The 22347-nt window shown below is 71.9% G+C and carries 23 protein-coding genes and 1 pseudogene; 13 read left to right on the forward strand and 11 right to left on the reverse strand.

Annotated elements, in window-relative coordinates; genetic code table 11:
• The 4 genes from I0C86_RS20680 to I0C86_RS20695 all read right to left on the reverse strand — a co-directional run.
• Window positions 1-728, reverse strand: a 728-nt coding sequence (locus tag I0C86_RS20680; protein WP_196202919.1) for an AAA family ATPase, incomplete at its 3' end; no start/stop codon positions are given.
• 152 nt (window positions 729-880) lie between these two features.
• Window positions 881-1588 carry a DUF3618 domain-containing protein gene (locus I0C86_RS20685; RefSeq protein WP_196202920.1) on the reverse strand — a complete coding sequence of 236 codons (708 nt, stop codon included), beginning with the start codon at window positions 1586-1588 and terminating at the stop codon, window positions 881-883.
• Complete coding sequence (locus tag I0C86_RS20690) at window positions 1588-2028, reverse strand: phage holin family protein (protein WP_323373754.1); 441 nt, start codon at window positions 2026-2028, stop codon at window positions 1588-1590. The genes I0C86_RS20685 and I0C86_RS20690 overlap by 1 nt, the downstream gene beginning before the upstream one ends.
• Window positions 2025-2765 carry a hypothetical protein gene (locus I0C86_RS20695; RefSeq protein ID WP_196202921.1) on the reverse strand — a complete coding sequence of 247 codons (741 nt, stop codon included), beginning with the start codon at window positions 2763-2765 and terminating at the stop codon, window positions 2025-2027. The genes I0C86_RS20690 and I0C86_RS20695 overlap by 4 nt, the downstream gene beginning before the upstream one ends.
• Before the next feature lie 193 nt (window positions 2766-2958).
• Here I0C86_RS20695 and I0C86_RS20700 point away from each other — a divergent pair, with 193 nt between their 5' ends.
• From I0C86_RS20700 to I0C86_RS20750, 11 genes are all read left to right on the forward strand, one after another.
• A complete protein-coding gene (locus I0C86_RS20700; RefSeq protein WP_196202922.1) occupies window positions 2959-3153 on the forward strand; it encodes a CsbD family protein in 195 nt (64 codons plus the stop codon).
• A gap of 119 nt (window positions 3154-3272) precedes the next feature.
• Window positions 3273-4349, forward strand: a complete 1077-nt coding sequence (locus tag I0C86_RS20705) for a FecCD family ABC transporter permease (protein WP_196202923.1) — start codon at window positions 3273-3275, stop codon at window positions 4347-4349.
• Window positions 4346-5500 carry a FecCD family ABC transporter permease gene (locus tag I0C86_RS20710; protein ID WP_323373755.1) on the forward strand — a complete coding sequence of 385 codons (1155 nt, stop codon included), beginning with the start codon at window positions 4346-4348 and terminating at the stop codon, window positions 5498-5500. Before I0C86_RS20705 ends, I0C86_RS20710 begins: the two co-directional genes overlap by 4 nt.
• 92 nt (window positions 5501-5592) lie before the next feature.
• Window positions 5593-6381: an ABC transporter ATP-binding protein gene (locus I0C86_RS20715; RefSeq protein WP_196202924.1), complete on the forward strand. Its 789-nt coding sequence runs from the start codon at window positions 5593-5595 to the stop codon at window positions 6379-6381.
• A gap of 152 nt (window positions 6382-6533) precedes the next feature.
• Window positions 6534-7532 (forward strand): ABC transporter substrate-binding protein, encoded by a 999-nt coding sequence (locus I0C86_RS20720; protein WP_196202925.1) that lies wholly within the window; start codon window positions 6534-6536, stop codon window positions 7530-7532.
• A 103-nt stretch (window positions 7533-7635) separates the two neighbouring features.
• Window positions 7636-8835 carry an ATP-grasp domain-containing protein gene (locus I0C86_RS20725; RefSeq protein ID WP_196202926.1) on the forward strand — a complete coding sequence of 400 codons (1200 nt, stop codon included), beginning with the start codon at window positions 7636-7638 and terminating at the stop codon, window positions 8833-8835.
• A gap of 25 nt (window positions 8836-8860) precedes the next feature.
• The gene (locus I0C86_RS20730; protein WP_196202927.1) at window positions 8861-10558 is read left to right on the forward strand and encodes an IucA/IucC family protein; all 1698 of its coding nucleotides are present in this window, start codon (window positions 8861-8863) and stop codon (window positions 10556-10558) included.
• Between the two features lie 40 nt (window positions 10559-10598).
• A complete protein-coding gene (locus tag I0C86_RS20735; RefSeq protein ID WP_196202928.1) occupies window positions 10599-12170 on the forward strand; it encodes an IucA/IucC family protein in 1572 nt (523 codons plus the stop codon).
• Between the two features lie 56 nt (window positions 12171-12226).
• Window positions 12227-13399: a type III PLP-dependent enzyme gene (locus tag I0C86_RS20740; RefSeq protein WP_456319962.1), complete on the forward strand. Its 1173-nt coding sequence runs from the start codon at window positions 12227-12229 to the stop codon at window positions 13397-13399.
• A gap of 27 nt (window positions 13400-13426) precedes the next feature.
• The gene (locus I0C86_RS43580; protein ID WP_230394494.1) at window positions 13427-14722 is read left to right on the forward strand and encodes a MarR family winged helix-turn-helix transcriptional regulator; all 1296 of its coding nucleotides are present in this window, start codon (window positions 13427-13429) and stop codon (window positions 14720-14722) included.
• 60 nt (window positions 14723-14782) lie between these two features.
• The gene (locus I0C86_RS20750; RefSeq protein WP_230394495.1) at window positions 14783-15445 is read left to right on the forward strand and encodes a dihydrofolate reductase family protein; all 663 of its coding nucleotides are present in this window, start codon (window positions 14783-14785) and stop codon (window positions 15443-15445) included.
• Between the two features lie 54 nt (window positions 15446-15499).
• Here I0C86_RS20750 and I0C86_RS20755 read toward each other — a convergent pair whose 3' ends face one another.
• A complete protein-coding gene (locus I0C86_RS20755) occupies window positions 15500-15982 on the reverse strand; it encodes an RrF2 family transcriptional regulator (protein WP_196202929.1) in 483 nt (160 codons plus the stop codon).
• Between the two features lie 89 nt (window positions 15983-16071).
• On the opposite strand from I0C86_RS20755, the gene I0C86_RS20760 reads away from it, so the two are divergent.
• Window positions 16072-16830 (forward strand): SDR family oxidoreductase, encoded by a 759-nt coding sequence (locus I0C86_RS20760; protein ID WP_196202930.1) that lies wholly within the window; start codon window positions 16072-16074, stop codon window positions 16828-16830.
• Between the two features lie 18 nt (window positions 16831-16848).
• Here I0C86_RS20760 and I0C86_RS20765 read toward each other — a convergent pair whose 3' ends face one another.
• The gene (locus I0C86_RS20765) at window positions 16849-18108 is read right to left on the reverse strand and encodes an erythromycin esterase family protein (protein WP_196202931.1); all 1260 of its coding nucleotides are present in this window, start codon (window positions 18106-18108) and stop codon (window positions 16849-16851) included.
• Between the two features lie 76 nt (window positions 18109-18184).
• Here I0C86_RS20765 and I0C86_RS20770 point away from each other — a divergent pair, with 76 nt between their 5' ends.
• Window positions 18185-18376, forward strand: coding sequence for a DUF2795 domain-containing protein (locus I0C86_RS20770; protein WP_196202932.1), 192 nt, complete (start codon window positions 18185-18187; stop codon window positions 18374-18376).
• A gap of 60 nt (window positions 18377-18436) precedes the next feature.
• On the opposite strand, the gene I0C86_RS20775 is transcribed toward I0C86_RS20770, so the two are convergent.
• The 5 genes and pseudogenes from I0C86_RS20775 to I0C86_RS20795 all read right to left on the reverse strand — a co-directional run.
• Complete coding sequence (locus tag I0C86_RS20775) at window positions 18437-19084, reverse strand: response regulator (RefSeq protein WP_196202933.1); 648 nt, start codon at window positions 19082-19084, stop codon at window positions 18437-18439.
• Between the two features lie 136 nt (window positions 19085-19220).
• A complete protein-coding gene (locus I0C86_RS20780; RefSeq protein ID WP_196202934.1) occupies window positions 19221-20126 on the reverse strand; it encodes a Gfo/Idh/MocA family protein in 906 nt (301 codons plus the stop codon).
• Between the two features lie 123 nt (window positions 20127-20249).
• Window positions 20250-21017 carry a hypothetical protein gene (locus tag I0C86_RS20785; RefSeq protein ID WP_196202935.1) on the reverse strand — a complete coding sequence of 256 codons (768 nt, stop codon included), beginning with the start codon at window positions 21015-21017 and terminating at the stop codon, window positions 20250-20252.
• 279 nt (window positions 21018-21296) lie between these two features.
• Window positions 21297-21845, reverse strand: a complete 549-nt coding sequence (locus I0C86_RS20790; protein WP_196202936.1) for a GNAT family N-acetyltransferase — start codon at window positions 21843-21845, stop codon at window positions 21297-21299.
• 10 nt (window positions 21846-21855) lie between these two features.
• A pseudogene (locus tag I0C86_RS20795) lies at window positions 21856-22347 on the reverse strand (hypothetical protein); the annotation flags it as partial.

Genomic DNA, 22347 nt, shown 5'->3' on the forward strand with positions numbered 1-22347 from the left:
GGCCGGTCGGCCGCGCCGGCCGGGATCCGGCCCGCCGGCGTGACCGGCAGCGTGCCGAGATCCACCAGGCCGAGCGCGACGACCGAGGCGGTGAGACCACGACCGGTCAGCACCTCAAGGGCCAGTGTGGTGTGGTTGACCGCGTCCGGCCCGGGACCGCTGAGCAGCACGACCGGTGCCGGCAGCGCCCAGGCGAGGTCCGCGAGCGTCCAGCCGCCGCGACCCAGCGGTACGGCGAGGCCGTGCCCACCGCCGACCAGCACCAGGTCATGGGTCCGGGTCAGGGCCTGGACGAGTCCGACGACGTCGGCCACCAGCAGTCCGTCGACGCCACCGGTCGCCACCTCGACGTAGGTGCCCAGGTTGTCGTGCAGCAACGCTCCCGAGTGACCCCGGCTCCGGCCGCCGGCGACTCCCCCGTCATCGACTGTCCCGTCGGCGGCTCGCTCGTGGTCAGCGGCTCTCTCATCGGCCGCTCTCTCATCGACGGCTCTCTCATCGACGGCGGCCCGCTCGTCGGCGGCTCGCTCGTCGGCGGTGTCCTCGAAATCGTCGCCCGCACTTCCGTGGCCGGGCCTCGCCGCGACGATCCGGAGCACCGCCGTGCGTCCCGTCGACGCGACGCAGAGAGCGGCCGCGGCCACCTCCCAGTCCACGCTCGTCGAGGTCGCGGCGACCACCCACGGCCCACCGTCCGGCCAGGACATCATCGCCTCCCCGGCTGCCACCCGAAGCGGCACCGCTGGCCGCAACTGATCGTCGGCAGCCTATCGGAGGAGGACTCGTCGAGCCGACCCTCGACCGGCCGGCAGGGCGGGCGTACGACGCCCGCCGCAGGGGCAGCAGCCGGAGCGGCGGGCGTCGTACAGCGATTGGCTGGTCAGCGGCGTCGTATCTCGCCCGCTGTCTCCTGCGCCTGTCCGCGCACCTCCTGCGCCGAGGAGCGCGCCTGGTCGCGCATACCACCCGCGTGCTGGCTGGCCTTGGACTTGACCGATTCCGCCGCCCGCTGGGCCGGCTCACGGAGATTCTCCTGCGTCTGCCGGGCCACCCCGGTGGCCTGCTGCTTGATCTGGTCGATCTGATCGGAGTGTTCCGACATCTTGTTCCGGAGCTGTCCGGTCATCCGACGTTCGGGCTGGCTGGCGGGCAGCAGTGCGGAGGCGAGGACACCGAGTCCGAAGGCGACCAGACCGGCGGCGAGCGGGTGGCCCTCCGTCTGCTGCCGAGTCTGCTGCCCCACCGCGTGCATCCGCTCGCCAGCGGCGGAAGAGGCGGCCGACAGTCGCGCCTGGGAAGCGTCGCGGGCGTGCTGGGCCCCTTCCCGAGCCTGCTGCGCCGTACCCATGACGTTGTCCCTGGCGTGCGAGGTGGAGCCCATGACGTTGTCCCTGGCGTGCGAGGTGGTGCCCATCACGGTCTCCCGGAGCCGTTGCCAGGTGCCCTGGGCCCGGCCCCGGGCCTGCGTGGCCTGCCGGCGCGCCATGTTCCGCGGGTTCATCCTGTCGGTCAGCGCGTTGACGTTGGCGCCCAGGTCGTCCTGTGTGCTCTCGATGTCGGCCCGGATCCGACTCGGATCGTTACTCATCACTGTCCCCCCGTTTGACGATGTGCCTGGCCCCGAACAGCGCCTGGTACGCGTCGGACCGAATCGGCTGTCTGCGGCAGGGTTTTCAGACTGCGGGCCTGCCGCCGCGCCACCGAGACCAGTACCGCGGCGATCAGCGCCCAGACCACTGCGACGATCAACGCGGCCCAGCCCTGATCCATCACGTTCGCCAGGCCCCACCACAGGGCGTACGACAGGAACAGCAGCACCATGAGTGCGCCCAGGGCGGCACCGCCGAACATCCCGGCGACCTTGCCCGCGGTACGCACCTCCTGCCGCAGCTCCACTTTGGCCAGCGCGATCTCCTGGCGGACCAGCATCGACGTGTCGCGGGTGATCGACGTGAGCAGCTCGCCGATCGACGCCTGGGAGGGATCCCGCTCCCGACTCGCGCCCATCCCGCCCGTCGCAGCGCTCACCGCCGCCCCCCAGGTGCCTGCCCGTCAGCGCCCGCCCAGCGGCGTTGCCCAGCTTCGGCGTCCGGCAACGTGCCCGGATTCGGTGGACCGGTCTGGGGCTGGCCGCGCATGCCGTCCGGCTGGCCGCGCATCCCCTCCGGCTGGCCACGCATGCCGTCCGGCTGGCCACGCATCCCGTCCGGCTGGCCACGCATCCCGTCCGGCTGGCCGGACGAGTGCTGACCGTCGCCGTCTTCCTGCATCCCGCCTCGACTCTTGGTGAGTCTGCCGGCCAACACTCCGGCGACGGCGGCGCCGGCGAGGAAGATTCCCGGTCGACGGCGGGCGTAGTCGCGTACCTCGCCCATCACCGCCCCGGGTTCTCGCTGGTCGAGCCAGTGCGCCGCCTGCTGGACCCGGTCGGCGGCCTGGCGTACCAGATCGGTGGCGACACCCTGCTGGTCGGAGCGGTCGGACATCGCCCGCAACTGGTCACCGAGTGTGCGAAGACCGTCGGCCGCGCGCTGTTGCTGGGCCCCGGCCTGTTCCTTGAGTTGGGCCGAGGCCTGGTTCATCAGGTCCTGGGCCTGCCGGCCAGCCTCACCGGCGACGTCCCTGCCCCGGTCCGCCGCGTTGTGCGCCAACCCGCTGCCCGCCTGGGAAACCCGCTGACCAGCCTCGGTGGCCCCCTGCCGAGCGACCTGGGTCTTCGACCCGTGGCCGTCGCCGGTCGAGGCGGCACTTGCTCCTTGCGTCATCACAGGCCCCTCAGCTCAATACCGTGCCGGCGGACTGCCGACGGCGCTGGCTACCCCGCGGGTCGACAGATATGCCCATCTCTCCTGGTCGGGGCACCGCCGGCCGACCCAGCCTGTTTCATCGACCCAGCCATCGGGCAAGTAACAGGTCAGCGAGGTGCGGACGGCATCTCGGCATCACCTGGAGGACACGATGGGCTTAGGAGACAAGATCCGGCACAAGGTCGAGGAAGTCGCCGGGATGGCCAAGGAGAAGGTCGGGGACGCGACTGACAACGAGCGGCTTCAGGCCGAGGGCGCGACCGAGCAGACCGAGGCCAACGTCAAGCAGGCCGGTGACCACGTCGGTGACGCCGCGCGGGACACCAGGGACGCGCTGCGGCCCTGACTTGCGATCCGTTCACCCCACCGGTGGGCACCCCGACAACCGGGGTGCCCACCGGTGGTGATCGTTACCCCGTCGGCACCCCACTGAGCTGCTGCTTAGGCGTGGCTTATCTTACTTAGGTGCCCCTAACCATCAGCGAACCCGCGCCGCCGGGCCAGGCGCCGCCAGCACCGGCCCGAGGTACGGTCGCCCGGCGTACCGGGATCGTGCTGGTGCTGTTCGCCGCCGTCGCGCTCGCCTGCCTGGCGAGCGTTCTTCTCGGGGCCAAGAACGTGCCGCCGGGCGAGGCCCTGCGGGCGTTGACCGGTGACCGGAGCGGTGACGCGCTGCTGGTCGCCGAACTCCGCTTCCCCCGTACGCTGCTGGGGCTTCTGGTCGGGATCGCCCTCGGCGTGGCCGGCACCCTGGCCCAGGAGTTGACCCGCAACCCGCTCGGCGACCCGGGTCTGCTCGGTGTCTCGGCCGGCGCCGCCCTCTCCGTCGCGACCAGCATCGGCGTCTTCGGCCTGACCTCGCCCTACCAGTACGTCTGGTTCGCGTTCATCGGAGCGGCCCTTGCGGGTGCGCTCGTCTACGCCATCGGTGGTGCGGCCCGGGCGTCGGCGCGCAGCGGCGGTGCCTCGCCGGTCAAGCTCGCCCTGGCCGGGGCGGCGATCACCGCGCTTCTGATGAGCCTCACCCACGCCCTGGTGCTGCTCGACGTACGGACCCTGGACCAGTACCGGTTCTGGGCGGTCGGCTCGCTCGCCGGCCGCGACGGTGCGCTCGCCCTCCAACTCGCTCCGTTCGTCCTCGCCGCACTGCTGCTCACCGCGATCATCGTCCCCCGGATGAACGCGCTCGCGCTCGGTGACGACCTCGCCGGCTCGCTCGGCGTACGGGTCGGGGTGACCCGCCTGCTGGGTGCCGTCGCCGTCGTACTGCTGACCGGTGCGGCGGTTGCCGCCGCCGGCCCGGTGACCTTCGTCGGGCTGGTCGTGCCACACCTGGTCCGGCCCTTCACCGGCCCGGACCTGCGCTGGCTGCTGCCCGGTGCCGGGCTCGCCGGTGCGGCGCTGCTGCTCGGCGCCGACGCGCTCGGGCGACTGCTCGACCATCCCGGCGAAGTACCGGCCGGGGTGGTGACCGCGATGATCGGCGCCCCGTTCCTGATCATGCTGGTCAAGCGCGGCAGAATCCGGGAGCAGACCCGGTGAGCGTCCGGCTCCCCGATCAGCCGATCACCAGCCGACCGGCCGGTGCACCCGGTGCACCCGGCACGCCCCCTGCCAGCCGGCGGGCGGTACGGCGACCCGGCCGGGTCGGTTGGGAGGTGGCCGGGCTCGGCGGGATCGCGCGTCCCAGGGTGCTCGGGGTGCTGGCCGTCGTACTGGCGTTCGCCGTCGCCGGGCTGGTCGCCTCGGTCTCGATCGGTGAGTTCCCGATCCCGGCCGGTGACGTGTTCCGGGCCCTGACCGGTACGGGCGGCGCCGACGCGACCCTGATCGTGCGCGAACTGCGGCTGCCCCGGGCCCTCACCGGCCTGCTGGTCGGCTTCGCGTTCGGGTTGGCCGGAGCACTGATGCAGGCGGTCACCCGCAACCCGCTGGCCAGCCCGGATCTGATCGGCATCTCCGCCGGGGCGAGCACTGGCGGGGTGGCCGCGATCCTGATCGGCGGTGTGACGGCGGCCGGGGCCGGGTCGTACGCGAGTGTGCCGCTCGGGGCGCTGGTCGGAGCGCTTGTCGCCGCCGGAGTGATCTACACGATGGCGTTCCGGGACGGCACGATCACCGGCTTCCGGTTCGTACTGGTGGGGATCGGCGTGCAGGGTGCGCTCGGCGCGCTGACCAGTTGGCTGCTGGCCCGTGCCGACATCAACGAGGCGTCCCGGGCGATGGTGTGGTTGACCGGCAGCCTGAACGGACGCGGCTTCGAGCACGCCCGGTGGGCCGGACTGGCCCTGCTGGTGACGCTGCCTGTGGTACTCGCGCTGATCCGGCCGTACCAGTTGCTCCAGTACGGCGACGACACCGCGCGGGCGCTGGGGTTGCCGGTGGACCGGGCCCGGGTCGCGCTGCTGCTCGCCTCGGTCGTCCTGGCCGGTGTGGCCACCGCCGCGGCCGGCCCGATCGGGTTCGTGGCGCTCGCCGCGCCGCAGATCGCCCGCCGGCTCACCGGCACCGCCAACCTGCCGTTGCTGACCAGCGGCTGCGTCGGCGCGGCGCTGATGCTCGGCGCCGACCTGGCCGCCCGGTTGGTGCTCGCCCCGCTCGAGTTGCCAGTGGGCGTGGTCACCGGCGCGGTGGGCGCCCCCTACCTGATGTGGCTGCTGACCCGCGCGAACCGCATCGGCCGAGCCGGCTGATGAACCGAACACCTGAGGTGTTAGGAGGGGACCCTTCTTATGCAGAAAGCGATAAGAAGGGGCCCTTCCTTACAACCCGGCTGGAGGATGAGATGACGGCGTTGCTGGGCAGCGGTCTCCGGCTGGCCTATGGCGACCGGGTGGTGGCCGAAGGGCTGGACATCGAGGTGCCGGCCGGGAAGGTCAGCGCGCTGGTGGGGCCGAACGCGTGCGGGAAGTCGACGGCGCTGCGGGCCCTTGCCCGACTGCTTCCGCCGTCCGCCGGAACGGTGCTGCTCGGCGGGGATCCGATCGCCGGACTGTCGCATCGGGAGCTGGCGCGTCGGTTGGCACTGCTGCCGCAGTCGCCGATGGCGCCGGACGGGATCACGGTCCGGGACCTGGTGGCCCGGGGTCGTACGCCGCATCAGCACTGGTGGCGGCAGTGGTCCCGGGCCGACGAGCAGATCGTCGAGGAGGCGCTCGCCGCCACCGGTACCAGCGAGTTGGCGGATCGGAGTCTCGACGAGCTCTCCGGTGGCCAGCGACAGCGGGTCTGGATCGCCCTCGCGCTGGCCCAGGACACCCGGGTACTGCTGTTGGACGAGCCGACGACCTATCTGGACCTGGCGTACCAGGTGGACGTGCTGGAGTTGGTCGCCGAGTTGAACCACCGGGACGGCACCACTGTGGTGATGGTGCTGCACGACCTGAACCAGGCGTGCCGGTACGCCGACCATCTGGTCGCGATGCGGGCCGGCGGTGTGGTGGCGGCCGGGCCGCCCGCCGAGGTGGTGACCCCGGATCTGGTACGGGAGGTGTTCGGTCTCGACTGCCGGATCATCACCTGTCCGGTGGCCGGTACGCCGATCGTCGTACCGGAGGGTCGTCCTCGGCGCTGACCAGCGATGCGCTGACCAGCGGTGACACCTGTTCGGCCGCGTGCTTTGCGTTGGGCGACCCACCGGTGACGAGTTTTGTTTCCCCAGCAAGCAAGGCTAACCTAACTGCGAAGTAGGAGAGCCTTACCTTAGTAAGAGATGAGGATCGTTTCATGCGTCGAATCGCGCGCGGTCGCGGGGCGGCCTTCCGGCTCGCCGCCGGCCTGACCGGGCTCGCCCTGGCCGTCGGGCTCTCGGCCTGCGGCTCGTCGAACTCGCCCGGAGGATCCGACTCCGGCGCGGCCACCGCCACCGCCGACGCCGGCTTTCCGCGTACGGTGACCCACCACAAGGGCAGCACCGAGATCAAGGCCAAGCCGCAGCGGATCGTGGCGCTCGACAACAGCCTGGTGGAGGCGGTCGTCCTGCTCGGTCGGCCGCTGGTCGGCGGCATCGCCAGCTACCGGAACCAGAAGACGTTCCCGGAATACCTCGGCGACGCCGTCAGGGACACCAAGGACATCGGTCCGCTGGACAACCCGAATCTCGAACTGATCGCCTCGCTCCGGCCCGACCTGATCGTCTCGGCGACCGTCCGGCACGACGCGCTGTACGACAAGCTCTCCGCGATCGCCCCCACCGTCTTCGTCCAGACCACCGGCCCGACCTGGAAGGCCAACGTCACCCTGCTGGCGCAGGCACTCGGCGAGGAGACCCTGGCCGCACAGCAGCTCTCCGCGTACGAGGCGCGGGCCAAGAAGATCGGCGACGAGGTCAACGCCAAGGCCGGCAACCCCGCCATCTCGGTGGTCCGATTCGTGGACGGCCCGACCCGGCTGATGGCGAAGGCGTCGTTCATCGGCATCATCCTGGCCGACGCCGGGCTGAAGCGCCCCGCGTCGCAGGACAAGGACACCTTCGCCACCGAGATCAGCGAGGAACAGATCGAGCTGGCCGACGGCGACCACATCTTCGTCACCACCTACTCGGGCGGGGAGGGCTACAAGGACAAGTTCGAGGCCAACCCACTCTGGACCCGACTCTCGGCCGTGCAGGGCAAGCACGTGTACGAGGTCAAGGACGAGCTGTGGATGACCTCGGTCTCGGTCCAGGGCGCACACTTCGTCCTCGACGACATCGCGCAGACCTTCCAGGTCGACCCCGCGAAGTAGACACCCGGCGGACCGCCGTTGCCGCCCGGACCCGGATCGACGCCCCGGGAATCCGGGCGGCAGCGGCGGGCGTCCGGGCGGCAGCGCCGGAGGAGGCTCATCCGTGCGGCTCTACCTGACCGCGCTCAATCCCACCGATTCGGTGCTCGACGGCTTCCTGCCGGCGGCGGCCCGCCTCGGGCTGCCGGTGACGGTGCTGACCGACCAACCGGAGGCCTGGCCGGCAGCACCGGGCGGGCGGGCCGACGCGGAGGTGGTCGGGGCCGACGTGCGCGACGTGCGGGGCGTACTCGACGCGGTGTACCGGGGGGACCCGCCCACGGCCCTGCTCTCCAACAGCGACCACCTGCAGACGCCGGCCGCCCTCGCCGCCCGGTACCTCGGACTGCCCGGCAAGGACTGGCGGGCGACGTTGCGGGCCAAGGACAAGCGCCTGACCCGGCGTACCATCGGCGACGCCGGACTGGACACGGTGGCCGTGGTGGCCCTCGGCCCGGACGACGACCCCGACCTCGCCGTGAGCGTGCCGTTCCCGGCGGTGGTCAAACCCCGGGAGGGCGTGGCGAGCGAGGACGTCTACCTGGTCGGCGACCCGGCCGACCTGCGCCGCCGGGTCGCCGACATCCGTGCCCGACGCCCCGACCTGCCGCTGCTGGTCGAGGAGTACCTTCCCGGCGAGCTGCACACCCTGGAAACCCTCGGCGACGGCACCGGCCTCGCGGTGCTCGGCGCCTGGCGGACCGGCCTCGGCCCGCCGCCGACGTTCATCGAGGCCAGCCTCGAGTGGGCGGTGGAACTACCGCCGCCCCTGCTCGACCAGGTACGGGCCCAGCTCGACGCGCTCGGCGTCGGCTTCGGCGCCTGTCACACCGAGTTCGTCGTCGCCGACGGTCGGGCCCGGCTCGTCGAGGTGAACTACCGACTGATCGGTGACCGGATGGACCTGGTCCTCGCCGAACTGCTGGACGTGCCGCTCTTCGAGTACGTCATCGGGGTGCACGCCGGCACGGCGCTGCCGACCCTGCCCGACCCCGCGACCCTGGCCCGGCACGCCCGGGTCGAGTACGTCTGCGCCGACCGCCCGGGGACTCTCCTGGCGGCTCCCGGCAGTGTCGACACGCGCGACCCTTCCGGCGTCCGGCTCGGCTGCCGGCCGCTGCGCCCGATCGGGGTCACCGCGCCGCTGACCCGGACGAACCGCGACTACCTGGCCGCCCTGCACGCCATCGGCCCCGACCGGGAAACGGTCGCCGACGCCCTGCGGGACTTCCGGGCCGGGCTGCACTGGGAGGTCCGGGCATGAGCGGCCGCGACCGCAGGGACCCGGGATGAGCGGAAGCACCGGCGCCGAGCGGGAGCTCTTCCAGCGGGTGCTCGACGCGCTGCTTCGCGAGGACCATCTCGGCCTGGCCAGCAACGGTCGGCCCGGTGGCGACGGCTGGTGGCTGACCCGTACCGGCACCGCCCGGCTGCGCCTGCCGGTCCGTCCGGACGGGTTCCAGCACGATCTGCGCTCGGCCCGGCCGGAGTTCGTGGTCGAGGACGGGACCGGACCGGAACGGCTGGTCCGCACCCTCGACGGGCTCCTCGACGTCCTCGGGCCGACCGACGATCCGGAGGCGGAGGCCGGATGGCTCGCGTTCCGCGCCGAGTGCCGGCACGACCTCGCCGCGCGGCGGCTCGCCGCGCAGACCCGTCCCCGGGTGTACGCCGAACTCCGCGCCGCCCGGCGAAACGCCGTACCGGCCGGCTCGGCCGCTCAGCACGCTCCGACCGGGATGGCGGGCGCGCTGCTCGACGACGTCCTCGCCGCCCGTACCGATCATCCGGTCTATCCGACCAGCCGGTGCCGGCACGGTCTCGGCGACACGGACCTGCTCGGGTACGCCCCGGAGCACGCCCCCCGGTTCGCCCTGCGCTGGCTGCCGGTGCCGCGCAGCGAGGTGACCCTCACCGGCGCCCTGCCCCCCTGGTGGCCTCCGGCCGGTACGCCGGGAACCGTGCTGCTGCCGGTGCATCCGGTCACCGCCGACCGGCTGAGCCTGCCGATCCTGCCGGTACGCGAGGACGGGCCCGAGATCCTCGTCCGGCCGACCCTGTCGACCCGGACGGTGTCGCTGGTGGACGACCCGTACACGCATCTGAAGCTGCCCCTGGCCACGGCGACACTCGGCGCCCGCAACATCCGGACGATCGCTCCCGACACCCTGGTCGACGGTGCCGAGCTGCACCGGTTGCTGGCCGGGATCGCCGCCGCCGAACCGGCGTTCGCGGGGCGGATCCTGCACGCCGACGAGAGCTGCTACGGGCACGCCGGGGACGACGTCCGGTCGTTCCTGCTCCGCCGATATCCGAGCGGGCTGGCCGGTCACCAGGTGGTACCCGTCGCCGGCCTGGCCGCCGAGGACCCCGACGCGGGATCGGTCGCGCAACGGGTCGGCGGGCCGGACCCGGTGCCCCTGCTCGACGCCTACCTGGACCTGCTGATCGACTGGCACGGTTACCTCTGGCTGCGGCACGGGATCGCGCTGGAGGCACACCAGCAGAACATCCACCTGGTCCTCGATCCGGTCGGCGGCGGCGAGCTGCGGCTGCTCTACAAGGACAACGACGGTGCCCGGCTGGCCCGGCGGTCCGGTCCGGAGCTGCGCGACGCGCGGATGTGGATCACGGATCCGGCCGAGCTGGCCGACGTCTTCACCACGATCACCCTGCACCTGGCCGCGGCGGCACCGCTGCGCGCGCTCGCCGAGCGGGGTGTGCCGGTGCCGGCGCCGGGCACCGCGTTACGGACCCGCCTGGTCGCCACCCGGGACCGCTGGGCCGCCGGCCCGCCCGGACCGGACGGCTGGAACGTGGCCGCCGCCGCTGATCTGCTCACCGAACGCGTCCTGACGGCCAGCCGTCTGCCCGTCAAGGCGATGGTCACCGCCGGCACGCTGCTACCCAAACAGCGCACCGGTTGTGCCGACATCAACAAGTACTACCTGCGCACCGGCCCCAACTACCTGCGGTCCGACCGGTGATCGCCGTCCGGGTCGGCCGTGTCGCCCCAAGGAGCAGTCGATGACCGCCGCAGTGTCCAGGCCCGCGGCCGACGTCGCCAGCACGCACACGTTGCTCGGCTGCGTCGCCCGGGAGGTCGCCGGCCCGGAACGGCAGACCAGCCTCGCCGACGGGCACGCCCTGGTACGGCTGCCACGCAGCGCTGTACTGCTGCGCTGTGCGGTGGGCCGGGTGTCGGAGGTGGGTGCGCACCGCTACGAGGGACCGGTGCAGCGGCTCTCCGGCGGTACGTGGTCGCCGGTAGACGCGGCCGGGCTGGCGGCACTGGTCGCCGACGAGTTGACCCTGCGTACCGGGGTGCCGAACGAGGAGTTCACCGGGCAGGTGGTGGCCAGCCGGGACGCGCTGGACCGGGTGCTCCGGCTGCGTCCGGCCACGGATCCGGACCCGACCGGGGACGCCGTGATCGACTCCTATGTGGACTCGGAGCAGTCGCTCGTACACGGCCACCCCCGGCATCCGGCACCGAAGTGGCGGACCGGGGACGTCGAGTCGTGGAACAGGTACGCCCCCGAACTGCGCACCAGCCTACGGCTGCGCTGGATCGCCGTACCCCGGTCGCTGCTCGCCTCCGACGGGCCGTTCGACGAACTGATCGGCGTACTCGACCCACCGACGGCACCCGCCGGACACGCCGTACTGCCGGTGCACCCGTGGCAGTTCGAGCTGTCCGGGCCGCTCGACCCGCGCCTGCGCGACCTCGGCGTCACCGGCGCCACCCTGCGCCCGACGGCGAGCGTACGCACCCTCTACGCGCCCCGCGCCGACCTGTTCGTGAAGACGAGTCTGCACGTACGGATCACCAACTGCCTGCGGAAGAACGCCCGGTACGAACTCACCGGGGCGGTGGCGCTCACCCGACTCCTCGCCGACCTGCCTCTTCCGGCCGGCGTGGTACTGCTGCCCGAACCCGCGTACCGGACGGTCGACCTGCCGACGCTGGACGAGAGGTACGGGGTGATCCTGCGCGGTGGCCTGCGCCCGCACCTGGCCGACGGCGAGACGCCGCTGATCGCCGCCGCCCTGGCCGCCGGGCCGTTGGCCGTGGCCGATCCCGTCGGTTGGTGGGACGCCTACACCCGGCTGCTGGTCCCGGCCGTGCTCGAACTCTGGTGGACGCACGGCATCGTGCACGAGGCGCACCTGCAGAACGTCGTCGCGGTGCTGGACGCCGACCGCTGGCCGGTCAGGATGCTGCTGCGCGACCTGGAGGGCGTCAAGCTCGACCTCGACCGCCGGGCGGACTGGCTCGCCGGGCTGCCGGCCGCGATCGGCTACGACCCCGAGCAGGCGTTCAACCGGGTCGTCTACTGCCTCTTCGTCAACCATCTGGTCGAGTTGGCGGGCGCGCTGGCCGACGCCCATCCCGGGGTCGAGTCGAAGTTGTGGGCGGCGCTGCGCGAGGTGGTCGTGGAGACGTCGGCCCGGCTCGGTGACCCGCCCCGGCTCCGCGCCCTGCTCGCCGGGGTACCGCTGCCGGTCAAGGCCAACCTGCTGGTGCGCTGGCGCCGGGCCGCCGACCGGCACGCCGGCTACCTGCCGTTCCCCAACCCGATCGGAGACCGTTGGTGAGCGCGAGGAGTGAGCCGGTTTTGCGAGCCCCGCAGTCGCGAACGAAAGGCAGGCTGGTGAGTCCTGACGTGGTGAGTCCGGTCTATCTCTACGACCTGGCCGGGCTGGCCGGGTCGGCGGCCGCGATCCGGGCCGCGCTGCCGGCCGGCGTCGAGCTGCTGTACGCGATGAAGGCGAACCCGGATCCGGGGATCCTGCGTACCCTGGCGCCGTACGTGCACGGGTTCGAGGCGGCCAGCGGCGGGGAGTTGCGCCATCTGGCCGAGGTCCTGCCGGGCACCGCGCCGGCCGCGCTCGGTGGACCGGGCAAGACCGACCGGGAGTTGGCCGCCGGGCTCGCCGCCGGGGTACGCCGGTTCCATGTCGAGTCGCCCACCGAGCTGCGCCGGCTCGATCTGCTCGCGCGGGCCCGGGACGTGGTCGCCGAGGTACTGCTCCGGGTCAACCTGCCGGTGCCGGTCGAGGGTGCCGTGCTGGTGATGGGCGGTCGGGCGACACCGTTCGGGATGTCGCCCGAGCAGGCGCGGGAGTGTGCCCGACTCGACCTGCCCGGGGTACGGGTCCGGGGCGTGCACGCGCATCTGGGCAGTGGACTGTCGGCGCCGGCCGCCGCCGGGGTGGCCCGGGCGGTCGTCGACTGGGCGGTGACCGAACTCGACGCCTCCGAGGTGAACGTCGGCGGTGGAATGGCGGTGGACTACACCGATCCGCAGGCCCGCTTCGACTGGGTCGGTTACGGCTCGGCCCTCGACGAGCTGCTGGCCGCGTACCCCGGGCGGACGTTGCGGATCGAGCCGGGTCGGGCGATGACGGTCCACTGCGGGCAGTACCTCACCGAGGTGCTGGACGTGAAGGAGGCCGGCGGCGAGTGGTTCGTGGTGGTGGCGGGTGGCACCCACCATCTGCGTACCCCGGCGGCGAAGCAGCACTCGCAGCCGTTCACGGTGCTGCCCCGCCCGGACTGGGCGTACCCGTTCGCCCGGCCGGTGACCGGCGCCGGACCGGTGACGATCGTCGGGCAGCTCTGCACCCCGAAGGACGTGCTGGCCCGGGTCTCGTCCGGTGACCTGATCGGTGGGCCGGGCCGGATCGCGGTCGGCGACACGATCGCGTTCGGAATGGCCGGGGCGTACGCCTGGAACATCAGTCACCGCGACTTCCTGATGCACGACCCGCCGGAGTTCCGTACCGGCCGGTTGACCGACACGGTGACCGATTTCCACCGCTGACGGAATATCGTTGACTATAGTCAACGAATGTCAGCCCTGATCGAACAGGCCGAACTGGTCCGCGACTTCAACCGCTACTACTCCCGCCGGATCGGGCTGCTCACCGACCGCTACCTCGGGCAGGCGCGGCCGCTCAGCGAGGCCCGGCTGCTGTTCGAGATCGGCACCGGGGCGTCAGTACGCGACCTGCGGGCCCGACTCGACTGGGATTCCGGCTACCTGAGCAGGTCGCTGCGCTCACTCGGCGCGCAGGGCCTGGTGCGGCTACGTCCGTCCGAGACCGACGGTCGGGTCCGGATCGCCGAACTGACCGAGGCCGGCAGCGCCGAACTCGCCGAACTCGACCGGCGGTCCAACGCCGCCGCCAGCGCACTGCTGGCGCCGCTCAGCGCCGCCCAACGGGACCGGCTGATCGCGGCACAGCAACAGACCCGCCGACTGCTCCGGCTGGCCACCGTCACCGTCGAGGTGGTCGAGCCCGGTTCGGCCGCCGCCCGGCACTGTCTCGCCGAGTACGCCGCCGAACTGAAGGTCCGGTTCCCCGAGGGGTACGACAGCTCGGCGCTGGGAAGCGACGCCGAACTGAGCGGCGATGTGGGCGCCTTCGTGGTGGCGTACGAGCAGGGCCGTCCGGTCGGCTGCGGCGGGTTCCGGACGTACGCGCCCGGCGTCGCCGAGCTCTGCCACCTGTGGGTGCACGCCGACGCGCGTGGACTGGGGCTCGGCCGCCGCCTGCTCGGCGACCTGGAACAGCGGGCGGCGGCCCGGGGGCTGCACACCGTGCGGCTGGGTACCCACCGCGTCCTCACCGAGGCGGCGACGCTCTACCGCTCGGCCGGCTACCGGGAGATTCCCCGGTACGGCGACAGCCCGTACAACCAGCTCTGCTTCGCGCGCGTCGTGTCCGGGGAGGACCGGTCGGCCGTACCCGGCGATCTGCTGCCCTCGCTCGACGGGCGCCGGTTCCGCGCGGTGGGCGAGGTCGACGGCGGCGAGGTGGACAGCGCCACCCGGTTCGACTACCGGGAACGCGACGGGGAGATCTCGGCGACGTACGCCGGGGGCGCCATCCGGACCGGGTACCTGGTCGGCACCCGGGACGGGAACAGCCTGGACTTCCGCTATGTCCAACTCAACCGGGCGGGCGAGACCTCCAGCGGGCACTGCCTCAGCACCGTCTCGATCCTCGCCGACGGCCGGTTGCGCCTCGACGAGACCTGGTCCTGGGAGTCCCGCGAGGGCTCCGGCACCAGCGCCGTCGAGGAGACTGAGCCCGGCGACAGGCGACCGGCCCCTACTGGTTGCGATACGCCATCAGAGTAGTACGGTCCCACCGGTCGTAAAGCGCAACTGGATCTTCCCCGAACCTCCGGAGGAGCAGACATGCCGCAGTTGTTGAAGGTGCAGAGCTTCAACGTGTCGCGTGACGGGTTCGGTGCCGGCGAGGGGCAGAGCCTGGAGCGGCCCTTCGGCCACGCAGACCCGACCCCCCTGTTCTCCTGGCGCGCCGCCACCGCCAGCTTCATATACCGCACCGAGCCCGGCGGCACCCGTGGGCTGGACGACCACCTGACCCGCGACTACGACTACAACATCGGGGCGGAGATCATGGGTCGTAACAAGTTCGGCCCCCAGCGCGGCCCCTGGGAGAACCACGAGTGGCAGGGTTGGTGGGGGGACAACCCGCCGTTCCACACGCCGGTCTTCGTGCTCACCCACCACGAGCGCCCGTCATTCAGCCTCGGTGACACCACGTTCCACTTCCTCAACGCGAGCCCGGCCGAGGCGCTGGTACGCGCGAAGCAGGCCGCCGCCGGTCGGGACGTACGCCTCGGCGGCGGGGTCGCCACCATCCGCGAGTTCATCGAGGCCGACCTGGTCGACACGATGCACATCGCCGTCGCGCCCGTCGACCTCGGCCGGGGGGGAGCGGCTGTGGGAGCGCCACACCGATCTCCTCGACCGCTTCCACCTCGAATCGGTGCCGAGCCCCAGCGGAATCACCCACCTCCTGTTCTGGAAGCGATGACCATCGACGCGCCCTGATCAGACGCACCCACGGGCGATGCGCACGCCGCCACCTGCCCTGTGGCGTACGGCTCAGCCAGCAGGGGTGTCCAGCCAGTCCCGGATCACGTCGAACACCTCCGGGCCACTGTCGGCGCCGACGTTGCGGGCGAGGTCGGCGATGGTCACGGCCCCCAGCGCGGCCCGCCAGGCGCTGTCGGCGGCGCCCATGGCACGGGCGATCGGACAGGGTGTGGTGCAGCCCTCAGCCGGAGTGGCCAGCGGGCCGCGCTGGCGGATCTCGGTGCACACGAACGCCGACGCGGGGCCGTCGACGGCCTCGACGACGTCGAGCATGGTGATCTCGTCGGCCGGGCGGGTGAGGACGTACCCGCCCGATTTGCCCTGGATGGATCGGACGAACCCGGCGCGCGACAGTTCCTGTAGCTGCTTGGCTAGATAGGTCGCCGACACGTCGTGCAACTCGGCCAGCCGAGCGGCCGACACCGGATGCCTCGCGGCGGTCAGCACCACGCAGCAGTGCAACGCCCACTCGACCCCGGCAGACATCTTCATCAGCACACCCTACTTGACTCGGATAGAAAACATCCGAGTAGTATCTCGGATAAGAGAAGTCCGAGTTTCACACCGAGGAGGATCAGGACATGAAGATCGTGGTAATCGGCGGTACCGGGCTCATCGGCTCGGTCCTGGTGACCAAGCTCCGGGAGGGCGGCCACGAGGTGACGGCGGCCTCGCCCTCGAGCGGAGTCGACACCATCACGGGCGCCGGCCTGGCCGAAGCGCTGGAGGGCGCCAACGTCGTCGTCGACGTGGCGAACTCACCATCCTTCGAGGACGGGCCCGTTCTGGAGTTCTTCCAGACCTCCGGGCGCAACCTGCTGGCCGCCGAGGCGGCCGCCGGGGTGGGCCATCACGTCGCACTGTCGATCGTCGGCGCCGACCTGATTCCCGACAGCGGGTACATGCGGGCCAAGGTCGCGCAGGAAGAACTGATCAAGAGCGCGAAGACGCCGTACACGATCGTGCGCGCGCCGCAGTTCTTCGAGTTCGTCGGCGCCATCGCCGAGGGCGGCGCCGCCGGTGACACGGTCCGGCTGCCACCGGCGCCCATGCAGCCCATCGCGGCCGCCGACGTCTCCGCCGCGCTGGCCGAGATCGCCGTCGACCAGCCGGCGAACGGGACGATCGAGCTGGCCGGGCCGGAGCAGATCCGCCAGGACGACTTCGTGCGGCAGTTCCTGGCCGCCAAGCAGGACACCCGCCAGGTGGTCACCGACCCCGACGCGCGCTACTTCGGCGCCGACGTCAACGACGGATCCCTGGTCCCCGCCGGCCCGGCGCGGGTCGGTGCCACCCACTTCGCCGACTGGCTCACCGCCAAGCAGACCAAGGACGCCTGAGCACCACACCGGTACACCTCAGACCCCGGCGGGGTACGTCTCCATCTCGCCGGGGGTGCTGGGAGTGGCCGGCAGCGGGTGCAGTGCGGTGGTGTGGTCGCACCAGACGAACGCGTCGTACCGGTCGCCGAACAGGGTCGGCACGTAGTTGCCCCACGCCTCGAACGACGGGTCGTAGACCACCCCGATCGCCCGGTGGTCGGCCTCCTCGGTCAGCCAGTCCGGCCGGTCACCCTGGGACAGGACCAGCAGTGCCCGTTCGGGCAGCAGGGTGTGCAGCCGCTCCTCCAGCGAGCCCGCCCGGCCCGGCGGCACCGTCATCACCTCCGACGGGGCTCCCCAGCGGGAAGCGGCGACGACCGTGCCCTGATAACCGCCGAAGCCGACCAGGACAACCTTCTCGGCCCCGTGCCGCTGCCGGGCGAGCTGACCAATGTTGACCATGCCGTCGCGGTTCATCTCGGTGGCCCGGGCATCGCCGATGTGCGTGTTGTGCGCCCACACCACCGCCTTCGCGTCCGGGCCGTACCGCTCCAGCAGCCGGTCCAGGGTGTCGGCCATGTGTGTGTCCCGGACGTTCCAGGACTGCGGGCCACCACCCACCATCGCCCGGTAGTACTTCTCCGCCCCGACGACGACCTCCGCGTTCTGCCAGGCGGAGAAGCTGTCCGCCCCGTCGTGCGCGGCCCGTTCCCGGGTACGCGTCAACAGCCGGACCACCTCGTCCTCGCAGCGGGCCGAGACGAACCGACTCGCCAGGCCGTACTCCTCGACCCGGGTGCCGTACGGCTCGAAGCACTGGTACGCCTCCTGGGCCAGCTCCAGCGAGACCGGGTCCTCCTCGCCCAGGTAGTCGAGGATGGCCTGCATCGACTCCCAGAGGCTGTAGACGTCGAGCCCGTGGAATCCGACCCGACCCGACTCCGGCTGGTCCAGGTTCCAGGCCCGGAGCCACCGGCAGAACCGGGCCACCTCGGCGTTCGCCCACATCCAGGTCGGCCACCGCTCGAAGCGTTCCAGTGCGGTCTGCGGATCGGCGTCGCCGCCCGGCGCGTCGACCACCGACCGGTGCACCGTCTCGCAGTCGGGCCAGTCCCCCTCGACCGCGACGAACGAGTACCCGCATTCGGTGATCAACCGGCGGGTCAGTTGCTCCCGCAGCCGGTAGTAGTCATGGGTTCCGTGGCTCGCCTCGCCCAGCATCACCACCCGGGCCGATCGGGCCTGCTCCAGCAGCGGGTCGAAGTCGCCCGGACCCCCGAGCCGGTGAACCTGCATGCCGGCGCCTACCCGGACCGACGGCCGGACAAACCCTCGGGGTGTGGCCGGACCCGAACCGGGTACCTGCACGGGTATGGGACCAAACGCGATGCAGTTGCAGGAGTCGCTGGCCGGACTGGACTACCCGGTGTCGAAGGAGGACCTGGTTCGCTGGGCCCAGGAGACCGGCCTCGACACCCAGACCCTGCAACTGCTGCGCTCGCTGCCGGCCGACCAGTTCCAGTCCCCCGCCGACATCGGCGATGCGATCATCGAGCTCTCCTGAGCGACGAGATGTTAGGAAGGGACCCTTCTTCTACAGAAAACGATAAGAAGGGGCCCTTCCTTACATGCCGTTGAGGTAGGCGAGGACCGCGAGGACGCGGCGGTTGTCGTCGTCGGACTGCGCCAGGTCGAGCTTGCCGAAGATGCTCGCGGTGTGCTTGCCGACCGCGCTCTCGGAGAGGTAGAGGCGTTGACCGATGGCGCTGTTGGAGCGGCCCTCGGCCATGAGTTCCAGTACCTCGCGTTCGCGTGGGGTCAGGCGGCTCATCGGGGCGTCGCGGTCGCTCCGGGCGAGGAGTTTGGCGATCACGTCCGGGTCCATCGCCATTCCGCCGCCGGCCACCCGGCGAACCGCGTCGACGAACTGCTCCGCGTTGAAGACCCGGTCCTTGAGCAGGTAGCCGACCCCGCCGGCCCCGTCGGCGAGCAGTTCCCGGGCGTAGAGCTGTTCGACGTGCTGGGAAAGCACCAGCACCGGCAGTCCGGGCACCTCCCGACGGGCCGCGAGCGCCGCCTGCAACCCCTCGTCGGTCTGGGTCGGCGGCAGCCGTACATCGACGACGGCCACGTCGGGGCGCATTCCGAGCAGCGCCTCCAGCAGCTCCGGACCGCTCTCCACCGCCGCGACCACCTCGAACCCGTGTGCGGTCAGCATCCGGGACAGGCCGTCCCTCAGGAGATAGAGGTCCTCGGCGAGGACAACGCGCACGGCACCCTCCACAGGTCACCGTCGTCGGGCCGCCCGGTGGACTGCTCATCTCGACGACGCCGTCGAATGTACCGAGCCGGCGTACGAGCCTCCGCAGTCCAGTCCCCCTTACCGGGTCGCGTGGCCCGGTCAGGGGTCAGCCGGGGAGCGTGACTGTCCGGCCCTGCTCACGGGCGGTCTGCGCGGCGGAGAGCACCGCAACCACGTCGCGACCGAAACGTACGTCGACCAACTGGTCGCGGGTTCCCGAGTCGACCTCGGCGACCAACTGGTCCACGGCCAGCCGGAACGCGTCGACCGCGCTGCCGTCGCGGCGCGGCATGCTGTCGATGCCGCTCTCACCGTGGAAGGCGAATTCGAAGGTGGTCGACGCGGGCGGGGCGTCCAGCGCCAGCGACAGGGTGCTCGCCGCCGTCTCCCCGTGCGCCAGCATCAGGTGGATGCTGTCGCCGGGGCCGCCCAGCGCGGCGACCTGGGTCACCGTGCCGAGCACCGGCAGGATCAGCGAGAGCGCGTGCGGGCCCACGTCCCACAGGCCACCATGGGTCCGGCGCCACGGCGACCGACCGTACGGGTTGCCCGGCTGGAAGATCGACGAGTACATCACGCCCCGGGCGCCGTGCCAGCCGCCGGTCGCCGCGGCGGCGGCCAGGAACCCGGCGACGTTCGGATGGAACCGGTTGGTGAAGAAGACCACCGAGGCGACGCCGCTCAGTTCGACGGCGGCCACCACCCGGTCCGCCTCGGGCAGGCTCAACGCGATCGGCTTGTCCAGCAGGAGGTGCCGACCGGCGTTGGCGGCGCGCACGGCCAGATCCGCCTGCACGTCGGGCGGCAGCGCCACCGCCACCGCGTCCACGGCCTCGATCAGCGCGTCGATGTCGTCGAAGGCCGGTACGTCGTACCGCTGCGCCAGCGCGCGGGCCTTGACCGGATCGCGGCCCCAGACCCCGGCGAGTCGGGCCCCGGGATGCCCGGCGAGTGCGGCGGCATGTACCTCGGCCGCCCAGTGACCGGTGCCGAACAATCCGAACGTGAGCAAGGCGAGGCCCCTCTTGTTCCACTTGACCAGGGAGTTCTTCCTAGCACACCGACCTCCGGCCGACCCGGTTGACCTGTCCTGTTCGCCTTCCGCCCAGCCGGCCCGCCGTCCGCCTGTTTCGGCCTAGCGCGTTCGCCCTCCGCGTCGGGGCGGACGACGCCGGGTGAACCGCTGCGCCGTCAGGTACGCCTCCCGCGCCTCGGCGGCGGTGGCGGTCGCCTCGGCCAGCAGTTCCTGGGCGGCCTCCTCGGCCACCCGGGCCTCCTGACCGGCACGCCGGGCCAGGGCCGCAGCCTGGTCGTACGCTCGCCGGGCCATCGTCAGGCGCATACCGCCGCGTTCGAGGATCCGTTCCCGGTCCTCCTGTACCGGATCCCAGTCCCCGGCTCGCCGGAAAACCTCCCGGAGTTCGTGGAGCGAGATGTCGCCTCGCCGATAGGCGGCCAGCGCGGCCCGGGACACCTCCCGGTCCCGTTCCGGGCCGGGCACCGTTTCGGGCGTCGGTTCGGGCACCGTTTCGGGCGTCGGTTCGGGCACCGTTTCGGGCGTCGGAGCCCTGGCCGCCATCTCCCGTCCGGCGAGCGCCGACCGCAGGGCCCGCTGATGGTCCCGCTCCGCCGTCTCCTGCGCCGCCCATGCCTCGTCGCGAGCCTGCTCGGCCGCCACCAGTATCGCCCTCGCCTGGGTCGCGATCGCGGCGGCGCGGCCAGCCTCGGTCTGGGTCGCCAGCGCGTGCGCCTCGAGTTGCTCGGCCGCGGCCCGCAGCCGGACCGGATCCGGACGCGGGGTCCGGGGTCGGTCCGTCATCACCGCGAGAACGACGAGCGCCAGGAACACCACGCCGCCGCCGATCAGCAACGCGGAGACCGCCGTGACCCCCGTCGCGTCCACGCCTTCGACTCCCCGGAGTAGGCGTCGGTGCAAGTCCGGCCAATCATAGAAGAAGGCCGATGATCGAACCAGAAAGGGTCAACCAGGCAAGATCGCCTGAGGTCAGCCCCGCTGCCCGGTGTTCCCGTGAGGATTCCCTTCCCCGCCCGGATGTGCCAGCCTGCCACCGTCCGGATTGAGGTCTGCTCCCCCGGCCCAGCCGGCAACGCTCACGGCTCGCGCCCGGCTGTTACCGCGCCTCCCGATCGGCGGCCCGTCAACCGTGACCGCCTCATCTCGCTACCCGGTGTGCGGCGCCCCGGCGGCCCGCAGGGGCAGCACGAGCACGTCCATCGGCGGGATCGACTTCGGCCGGATGATGCCGTGCTGCTCCCAGCCCATCCGCTCGTAAAGCCGCCGGGCTGGCGCCGCCGGGTTGCTCGCGAGGATCGCGTACGGCTCGGCCCGGTCAGCGAGCAGCATTGCCAGCAGCCGGCGCCCAGCGCCCCGGCCCCGGTACGGCTGCCTGACCATCCACTCCGGGATCGTCAGCTTTGGCACGCCGAGCAGGTGATCCGGCGGATCGTCGGCCCGCGGCTCCATCCATTCGCCGGCCGGCATCGTGTGCCCGTACGCCACGCCGACCAGCAGATCGCCGTCGACCGCCCGGGCCAGGCTGAACCCGGGCTTCCGGCGCTCGGCCCGGAACCAGCGCCGGAACTGGGCAGCGTGCTCCGGGCCTTCCTCGTACGGCGGTTCGGCGTATACCTCGCCGTAGAGCCGCTCCATCTCCACCGCCAGCGGACGGGCCTGGTCGGTGTCGAGCAGGTCGTACACCAGGTCGGCCATGCTCGGCAGCCTACCGAGCAGGCAAGGCCACCAGCCGCTCCCGCAGATCCTCAGCCTCCACTCGACGCCGCTCGCTGCCGGGAACGGTAGCGACGACCTGCCGGCCGACCTCGTACAACATCGCGTTGTGCTGGTCGATGGGCAGGTCGTCGAGGACGTCGGCGGCGTACCGGAGCCCGTCGGCGACGTGTCCGGAACGGATCAGGCACGACGCCCGGTGCATCTGCAACTGCGCCCGCTCGCGGCCCAGCTCAACCGGGTACAGATCCAACGCCCGATCCTGGGCCGCCATCGCCGCCGCCGCGTCCCCGTTGTGGGTGTAGACGTACGACTCGACGTAGCGCAGACGGACCTCCGGCCAGCCGAACATCGAGTCGACATCGGCGACCACCGAGGCCGGCAACTGGTCGGTGACGTCGCTGAGCACCTGCAGCGCGGCCGTCGCGTCCTCGGCTCGGCCGGCGGCGGCGAGTGCCTGCGCGCGGCCGGCCAGCACGCCCGC

Origin of the sequence: Plantactinospora alkalitolerans (assembly GCF_015690345.1) — a bacterium.
Taxonomy (GTDB): domain Bacteria; phylum Actinomycetota; class Actinomycetes; order Mycobacteriales; family Micromonosporaceae; genus Plantactinospora; species Plantactinospora alkalitolerans.